This window comes from Streptomyces sp. NPDC007205 (assembly GCF_040634095.1).
Classification (GTDB): domain Bacteria; phylum Actinomycetota; class Actinomycetes; order Streptomycetales; family Streptomycetaceae; genus Streptomyces.
In genome coordinates this window covers 1-4,933 of record NZ_JBEYEW010000111.1, presented here as the reverse complement: position 1 = coordinate 4,933, position 4,933 = coordinate 1, and the positions used below count along the sequence as shown (strand labels likewise).

Sequence of the window (4,933 nt, the reverse complement as noted above, 5' to 3'; positions counted from 1 at the left end):
GCGGCTCAAGACGGGCCCACTGCCCGTTCGTCAGATCCCCACGTCCCACAGGACGTGATCATCACGAACAAGATCAACTTTCGCAACAGGCCCTAACCGCCGGTGCCTGCCGGTTCCGGTACGCCGGTCACGGGTCGCTCCAGGTGCCGCGCCGGGCAACCAGTTTTATGGCCGCCCACGTCGTCGGCCATGGCTCTGCGAGGCCCCCGCCGTGCCGGGGGTGCAGGTATGGAACGCCCGCCTTCACGTCCGTCAGCACGGCTTGACAGCCCCGGGCGGTGTCGCGGACCAGATCACCGACCGCCGCTCGGCGTTCCGTCAGGGCGGTCACTTGGACGCCTCCGCCGTGGTCGCTTCCCGCGACGGCCGCCGGCGACGACGGGTGATCGCGTCAATCGCCGCCGCTGAACCCTCGCCGTCGGCTACGCGTTCCTGATAGTCGCGCCAGTCCGCAGGCGTCCAGGCATCCAGCGAGGCCGGGAACGTGTCGTCGTCGCGGATCACGGCGTCACCGCCGGGACGCCGTACATCGCTGCGCACGGCTCGCACGCGAACAGGTCGCCGACGGGGTACCTCGGTGACGCGGTCCCGGCACACCAGGCGCACGACCTGCCCGCGCGCTGCCGATCGGTCAGCCGGTCGTGGTCGATGGCGGGAGCGTCCACCAGGCCCGGCATGGGGTGTGAGTTCGTCTTGCGCGTCGTCATGTCGATTGCCTCGCGCTCACAGTCGTGTTCGGTGCCCCGCCCGCACCCCTCGGGGGAACGAGGCGCGAACCGCGCCGTACACAACAGCTAACCCGCAGTCACCGCGTCGCAGGTATGACGAAATCGCTCGGGCCGTCCGCGCGCAGACTGACGAATTGGCGTGCTCTTTACTGTCCGTGGCAGTCCTGTACCACCTACCGTGAGCGCATGGCGGAGAACAGAAACGAGCCCTTAGCCGCCTGGATTGATCGTCACGGCATGTCGGTCAGAGAGTTGGTCGACGCCGTGAACGACGCCATTCGCGACTTCACCGGCCGCCCCGGTAACACCTCCGAGCGGACCGGGTTCCGGTGGCTGTCCGGGGAGAACCGGTGGCCCCAGGCGCGCCAACGCATCGCGCTCGAACGGGTCACCGGCCTGCCCATCACCGACCTAGGGTTCGTGCCTCGGGGGAAACCCAAGACCGCCCCATTACCCCCAGCAGCACTACCGGAGGACCCCTCAGTGCACCGCCGCCGGTTCGTCGGCGCGGCCACCGGCACCGCCGCCGCCCCCCTCATCGCCGCCCCGAACTCGCGCCCGCAACGCGTCGGCACATCCGACGTCATCCGGCTCCGTGACAAGATGGAAACCCTCGTCCAGCTCGACGCCAAACGCGGTGGACACACCGCCCTCGAACGCGCAGCCCTGGCCGGAGCCGACGAGGCCCTGAGTCTCCAACGCCGCTCGGCCACGCAGCGCGTACGCCAACGCCTGTACGCCGTCGCCTCCGATTTCGTCTCCACTGCGGCATGGTCGATGATCGACGCCGGACAGCTCCATGCCGCTGGCCGGCACCTGGACCGCGCGTTGACCCTCGCAGGAATGTCCCAGGACCCGGACATGACCATGCAGGTCTGGAACCGGCGGGCCATGCTCGCCCGCCAGGAGAAGGAGTTCGGCGAAGCCGTCGCCGCCGCACAGGCCATGCAGGCAACCGCCATCGCCCGCCGCTCTCCTCTGCATGCATCCCTCGCGCACGCCCGGACCGCAATCAGCCTCGCGCACGCGGGAGACCGTCGGACGGCCCTACGTTCCCTCGGGCGCGCAGAAGACGCCCTAGGCAAGGTCCGCATGGCGGACCCGCGCCCGCCCTGGATCACCTTCTACGGGCCCGCCGAGCTGTACTCACTCACCGCCATCGTGCGGGATGTCGTCGGCGATCCGGCGGAGGCTGAGGCCGCCTCATACCGGGCGCTCGGCGCGCTGCCGGACACCTATCGGCGCAACCGCGCGTACACCACCGCGCGCCTCTCCCTGGCCCAGCTCCACCAAGGCGACGTCGAGCAGGCATGCGCCACCAGCGCGGACGTGTTCGACATCATGGCCGGTGACCCGCTCCCCGGCCGCATGCGCCGACTCCTGGGCGACTTCCACCGCGACCTGATCACCCTTGCGCCTCCACGCGTCGCGCACGAGTGGACCGACCGCTATCGGACCGAATGGAGCACCCCCGTATGACCACGGCGACCGTCGAACTCCGTCACTACGGCCACGACCACCTACCGGAGATCCGGCAGACCCTCCTTGAGGTCCACGCCGACGCCTACGCCGACGACATGACCGAGTTCGACGAGCGGTTCCCGTGGTTCGTGGACCACTGGGGAGGCAATCCGGGCTTCGCGTGCGTCATCGGGTACGCCGACGGCGAACCCGTGGGCTTCGCGTACGGTGCCCCGCCCACCCCGGGCCGCGAGTGGTGGCGCGAGCACCTGACCGAACCGCCGGCGGACGACTCCACATTCAGCGTGTCCGAACTGATGGTGCGGCCGAAGTGGCGCAAGACCGGCACCGCCGAGCGCCTACACACGGCACTGCTGGAGAACAGGCCGGAGGCCCTGGCCGTGCTCCTGGTCGACCCCGACCATCCCAAGGTGCAGGCTCTCTACGAGACGTGGGGATACCGGAAGATCGGCAACCGTCAGCCATTCCCCGACAGCCCCAACTTCGCGGTGATGCTCCGCTACCTGCACTGACTGGCACGACCGCGGATGCATGGGGCAGGCATCCGTGGCACGCATACAGCGGCAGACCTGGGGCCCGAGCACGTAGCCACCTGAAGGAACGACTCCTGCCTCAGGCTGGTGAACTCGCATGAAGGAGTGTCGCGTCAGGTGAGGCCTTGTCATCCGGCAGAGAAGTGGGGCGGTTCCTCGTCGGCCTAACCCCCGACTCGAGGGACCGTCGCACTACCGGCAACTCCACCAGACCGGCCCCGAGTACTCCACGGGCCCGCAGCTCGCCAACGTCGGGTAGGCGGACTCCAGGCAAGAGCCGGTCGACGGTGGCCAGGAGGACGGCGACCGGTACGAGTCAGGAGCCAGACGGCGAGTTCGGGCCGGACGCCGGTCGTGAAGGCGAGGGCGGTGCAGGCGAGTGCGGTGATCACGGCAAAGAGCGGCGTGTTCGGACCGTACGCGGTTCCGTCGGCGCACCGGGCGCGTCCGACCCGTCCTCGGGCGAGGCCGACAATCGGATGCCCTGTGGGACACGCTGAGCGCCACGGCTCATCGGACGTTACGGAGAGCCGGTAGGCCGCCCTTGGTATGAGCAGACCGGTGCCGCCTCCCCACAGGGCTGCGGCGCCGATGATCAGCAGGTTTCCCACTGGTTTGACCCTAGTACGTGTCGTCGTTGGAGCGAGCGGTCACGGCGTTGTCCTCCCGGTCACGCGCTCCGGCTCATGATCGAGTCGAAGATGTTCCGTTTCGGGCTCCATGCTGACATCGAGACGCTTGTTGATGGCGCGGAGGGTGTCGTAGGCGCTGTTGACGCCGTCGCGGTTGCCAGCCTGGTCCTCGATCATCATCCAGTCCTGGTAGAGAAGTTCTGCGCTGTCGTCTACGTCGAGGCCGATGCGGACCGCGCGGCGGGCGGCGTCGAGGTCGGGCCGGGATGCGCTGCGGTGCCAAGTCACGTATTGCGCGCCCTTGTCGCTGTGGAAGATCGCCCCGCGCAGGCCGCCGGCACCCCGGGCTGCGGCCGCGGCTCTGAGCGCGTCGGTTACGGGCTCGGTCCGCATGTGGTCGGCGATCGACCAGCCCACCAGCCGTTTTGAGGACAGGTCCAACCCCCGTTGCCAGACACAGGAATTGGCCATTGCCGACCGGGAGGTAGGTTATGTCACCCATGTAGCGGGTGTTCGGCTCGGTCGCCGTGAAGTCGCGCTGCAAGAGGTCCGGGACGGGCGTCGCCGAGGGCTCGGGGATGGTGGTGCGGACCTTCTTGCGCAGGTGGAATCCGATGATGCTGAAGTTCCTCATGACGCGTGCTACCCGCTTCTGATTGATCAGCTCGCCGCCCTCCCGGAGTTCGGCGGTGATGCGCGGTGCCCCGTAGGTGCCGTCCGATTCCTGGTGGATCTCGGTGATCCGCTCGGCGAGCTCAGCATCGGCCCGGGTCCGGTCGGCCCGAGCGTCCGCGCCGGCCAGGTGTCGGTAGAAGCCGGAGCGGGAGACCCCCAGCATCCGGCACAGCCGCTTCACGCCGAAGGCGTCCCGGTTGTCGGCGACGAACTGGAAGCGGCTGCTCACCAGCTGGTCTCGGCCACGAAATACTTCGCGGCCCTCCGCAGGATCTCCCGCTCGGGCTCGAGTTCCTTCACCCGCGCCCGCAGCTGCCGGTTCTCCTTTTCCATCGCCGTGGCCTCCACCGCCCCGGGACGGGCGGCCTGTTCGGCGTCCCGCACCCACGTGCGCAGCGTCTCGTGGTTGATGCCCACGTCCTTGGCCACCGAGGCTTACGTCCCACCCGGGCTGGCGTGGTACAGCGCGACGGCATCGGCCCGGAACTCAGGCGAGTACTTCGACGTCCCCAACGGGAACTCCTGTCCTATGGATCTTCACGATCCCATGATCAGGGTGTCCACGATCAAAGGGGCAACGCCCCTCGTCGTCGTACGGGCACGGCAGCAGCACGTCGAACCTGTGGTCCCCATCGCCGTCCACGTTCGATTGGAGGTGTGGCAGCAGCCGGTAGAGGCTGTTGGCGAAGACGACCTCGTTGAAACCCTCGCTGTGCGGATCGGAGTGGACCATCGCCTTGTACTGTGCGAGGACCGTGTCCTCCCGTTCTACTGGGCGCACGGAAAAGGCTCCTTACCTTCTTGGCGGGTCCGTTCCGCTCATTCGTACGATCGGGAGGCCCAGGGGTGCCGGGTGTGGCTCAAAAAGCTCATGCCGATGATG

General features: G+C 68.3%; 5 protein-coding genes and 1 pseudogene. 2 read left to right on the top strand and 4 right to left on the bottom strand.

Annotated features, from left to right (window positions below; all coding sequences use genetic code 11):
* Positions 1-327: 327 nt before the first annotated feature.
* Together ABZ624_RS41990 and ABZ624_RS41985 are read right to left on the bottom strand one after the other, a co-directional pair.
* Positions 328-504, bottom strand: coding sequence for a hypothetical protein (locus ABZ624_RS41990; RefSeq protein ID WP_360100841.1), 177 nt, complete (start codon positions 502-504; stop codon positions 328-330).
* Positions 501-707 carry a hypothetical protein gene (locus ABZ624_RS41985; protein ID WP_360100838.1) on the bottom strand — a complete coding sequence of 69 codons (207 nt, stop codon included), beginning with the start codon at positions 705-707 and terminating at the stop codon, positions 501-503. The genes ABZ624_RS41990 and ABZ624_RS41985 overlap by 4 nt, the downstream gene beginning before the upstream one ends.
* A gap of 258 nt (positions 708-965) precedes the next feature.
* Between ABZ624_RS41985 and ABZ624_RS41980 the strand changes: the two genes are divergently transcribed.
* Complete coding sequence (locus tag ABZ624_RS41980; RefSeq protein WP_360100835.1) at positions 966-2,207, top strand: hypothetical protein; 1,242 nt, start codon at positions 966-968, stop codon at positions 2,205-2,207.
* On the top strand, positions 2,204-2,722 hold the full coding sequence (locus tag ABZ624_RS41975; protein WP_360100832.1) for a GNAT family N-acetyltransferase: 519 nt from the start codon (positions 2,204-2,206) through the stop codon (positions 2,720-2,722). Before ABZ624_RS41980 ends, ABZ624_RS41975 begins: the two co-directional genes overlap by 4 nt.
* Before the next feature lie 935 nt (positions 2,723-3,657).
* Here the strand turns inward: ABZ624_RS41975 and ABZ624_RS41970 are convergent.
* Together ABZ624_RS41970 and ABZ624_RS41965 are read right to left on the bottom strand one after the other, a co-directional pair.
* Positions 3,658-4,563: pseudogene (locus tag ABZ624_RS41970) on the bottom strand (IS3 family transposase); the annotation flags it as partial.
* Positions 4,538-4,831, bottom strand: a complete 294-nt coding sequence (locus ABZ624_RS41965) for a hypothetical protein (RefSeq protein WP_360100829.1) — start codon at positions 4,829-4,831, stop codon at positions 4,538-4,540. The gene ABZ624_RS41965 and the pseudogene ABZ624_RS41970, both read right to left, overlap by 26 nt.
* Between the last annotated feature and the right edge of the window lie 102 nt (positions 4,832-4,933).